The following is a 2,747-nucleotide window of genomic DNA, read 5'->3' on the forward strand; positions in this document are numbered from 1 at the left end:
CGCCACCTCCTTGGCGAAGCCCTCCAGGCGCATGCCTTTGAACGCCTGTTCGGCCAGCTTGCCCGCGAACTCCTTGCCGGGCACGGGCACGATGCCGATGGCGGACCGCACCATGGACTCGAGCTCCTTGGCCGCTGCCTCGTTGGCCCGGCCCACCGAGTAGAGGGCCTGCTCGCGGGCGCCGAGGAGGTGGCCGAAGGTCTTGCTCTCCCGGGCGACGGGGTCGGCGAGCCGCGGGCCCTTGTCGGTGAGCGGGAAGATCCGGTCGATCTCCACGCGCGTGTGCTCGGCCTGGGCCCTGACGATCTGCCCGAACACGGCGTCGTCGCTGGTCGCGAGGAGCAGCGCGTAGTCGATGTCGCGCCGGTTGACCGACTGGTCCTTCAGGGTGGCGCCGACGCCGGATTTGAGCACGTTGCGGCCGTCGATGATCCGGCCGAGCTCGTCGATGTGGGCGGACAGGATGGTGCCGAGCGCGGGCCGCAGGGATGCGCGCCGGTCGAAGCCGGCCTGGTCGGCGAGCTGGAGTTTCTCGGCGGAGTTGCGGGCGTAGAGGCGGGGCAGGTCGGCTCCGAGGATCTTGAGGGTCTCCGCGGTCAGCCGGAGCGAGACCGCGTCGGAGCCCTTCATCGCGGCTTCCATCGCCGCGCCGAGCGCCCTGGCGTCGCGGTCGTCCGTCGTGGAGTTCGGATTGTCGGTCCACCAGGCCACCCGGTCGTGCAGCAGGTAGTTGAGGTTGGTCGTGGTGCGGCCGGCGGGCGTGTGGTCGAGGAGCGCCTGCGCCGCGGCGGGGCTGGAGGCGGCGGCCCGCAGCAGGTCGGGGACGAAGGTGCGCATGTCGTCCATCGCCTTCGTGCCCTCGCCGTTCCTGAGGGCGTCGTGGACCTCGCGGTCGAGCGCGATCATGTCGCGTCCGACCGTGCGCATGAACTCGGCCGAGTACGGCGGCTCGCCGGGGTGGGCGCCGAGCACGTCGGCCAGGTCGTGGTAGGCGGTGGGCCGCCCGCCCGTCACGCTGTGGAGGTCTCTGGAGGTGCGGCCCGCGGTCTTGAGCCGCTGGAGGAAGCCGGCGCCCAGGTAGGCGGGACTGGCCGGGTCGGTGGCGCCGGCCAGCGCCGTGCTGAGGATCCGCAGGACGTGCTCTCCCTGTGCGAAGGCCCGCTTGGCCCCGTCGTGGTCCCCGGCACGCTCCCAGGAGGCCTTCTCCAGCCAGATGGCGTTGGCCAGGTCGGTCACGCCCCTGGCGCCGAGTTTGCTCATGAACGCCTTGGCGAAGGCGGGGTCGTGCACCTTGGCGGCGTACCGCTGCACGACCGCGAGCTGCTCGGGCAGCACCTTGCCCCTCGGCGGCTTGGTGTAGGCGGCGATGGCCGCGTCCGCGGCGACGGTGCCGGCCAGCATCGCCTGGCCGGTCTCCAGCCTGTCGGGCACCGGCAGGAACGTGCCCGCGGCGGTGGAGGCGCCGAAGACGACCTTGTTGCGTTCGAGCTCGTCGACCAGCCGCCGGCGCCGCCGCAGGTCCTCGGCCTGGGTCTGGGCCTGCGTGGCCAGCTCGCGGATGCGGGTGGCGGGCGTGGTGTCCAGGCCCGCGGCCGTCAGCTCGCCGTGCAGCCGGGTGGCGAGGTCGGCGAGCCGTCCTGCGGCGGCGGTGTGCTGGGTGGCCATCGTGTCGAACTCGGGCCGCTTGACGCCGGTGAAGTCGGGATCCGGGCTCACGGCCGCTCCGGCAGGGTGCTCAGTTTCCGCCTGGCGTCGGCGACGGCCCTGGCGAGCATCTCGCGCAGGCCGCGCTCGGCCGCGTGCACCTCCTCGCCGAACCTGCGCCCGGTCGGCCCCACCCACGCGTTGTCCCGCATCAGCCCACAGACCTGGTGCAGGGTCCACCAGTGCTCGTCGGACAGCCGCTGGATGCGCGCCGCGGCAGCCTGCATCGCCTCGCGATCGGGCTCAGGCATCTCGCTCCTCCGAGGCTCCCGAAGAGGAGGCGGCACTCGCCGCGCTTCCCCACGCCAGTCAACCGCAAGGGCGCCGGCGAGAGCGCGGACCATGCCGAACGTTTATGGCGCGAACCGCGTGCCCCTCACGTCACACCAGCGCGGCCTTCTTTCTCGGCAGCAGCACCAGCGCCCCGATGTAGAGCAGGGCCGCCACGATCAGCAGCCCCTTGTAACCGATGATCAGCGCTGCGTACTCCAGGCAGCCGCCCACCATGGCGCCCAGCAGGTTCGCGCCGAAGGACGTGGTGGCGTCGGCGGTGTCGGCGAAGCGCTTGGCGAAGACGATGTTCGCGGCGAAGATCGGCAGGAAGGCCACGGTCACCGCGGCCACCGCGCGCAGCGGCAGCGGCAGGGACAGCAGCCACGCGTTCGGCACCAGCCAGGCCAGCAGCAGGCCGGCGAGCAGCACGCCGTACATGACGGGCAGCGGCGGGGTGCGGAAGCGGCGGGTCACCTCGACGGCGGCGAGGACCGCGACGAGCACGCCGGCGAAGACGATCGCGTTGACCACCCACGTCGTGCCGAACAGCAGCGCGAACCCGGTCACACTCTTCGTCTCCAGCAGCATGAACGCCACGCCCAGCAGGAACAGGTCGGCGTACGGCCGCATCCGGTCGTAGGGGCCCGCGACGACGCGGACGGCGAGGAGGCTGACGATGAGGATCAGGCCGAGCGTGATGATGTAGATCGGCGGGATCGTCGCGTCCTTGAGGTAGAGGAACGGCCGGTCGTCGTCGGCGGGGTCGGGGG

General features: G+C 72.2%; 2 protein-coding genes and 1 pseudogene. All 3 read right to left on the minus strand.

Going from position 1 to position 2,747, the window contains the following annotated elements; all coding sequences use genetic code 11:
• Window positions 1-1,716 (minus strand): hypothetical protein (locus tag E1292_RS50045; RefSeq protein ID WP_132606822.1); only part of this gene is annotated, 1,716 nt, incomplete at its 3' end.
• Complete coding sequence (locus tag E1292_RS50050) at window positions 1,713-1,955, minus strand: hypothetical protein (protein WP_132606823.1); 243 nt, start codon at window positions 1,953-1,955, stop codon at window positions 1,713-1,715. The genes E1292_RS50045 and E1292_RS50050, both read right to left, overlap by 4 nt.
• Before the next feature lie 130 nt (window positions 1,956-2,085).
• A pseudogene (locus tag E1292_RS50055) lies at window positions 2,086-2,747 on the minus strand (spermidine synthase); the annotation flags it as partial.

This window comes from Nonomuraea deserti, assembly GCF_004348685.1.
GTDB classification, from domain to species: domain Bacteria; phylum Actinomycetota; class Actinomycetes; order Streptosporangiales; family Streptosporangiaceae; genus Nonomuraea; species Nonomuraea deserti.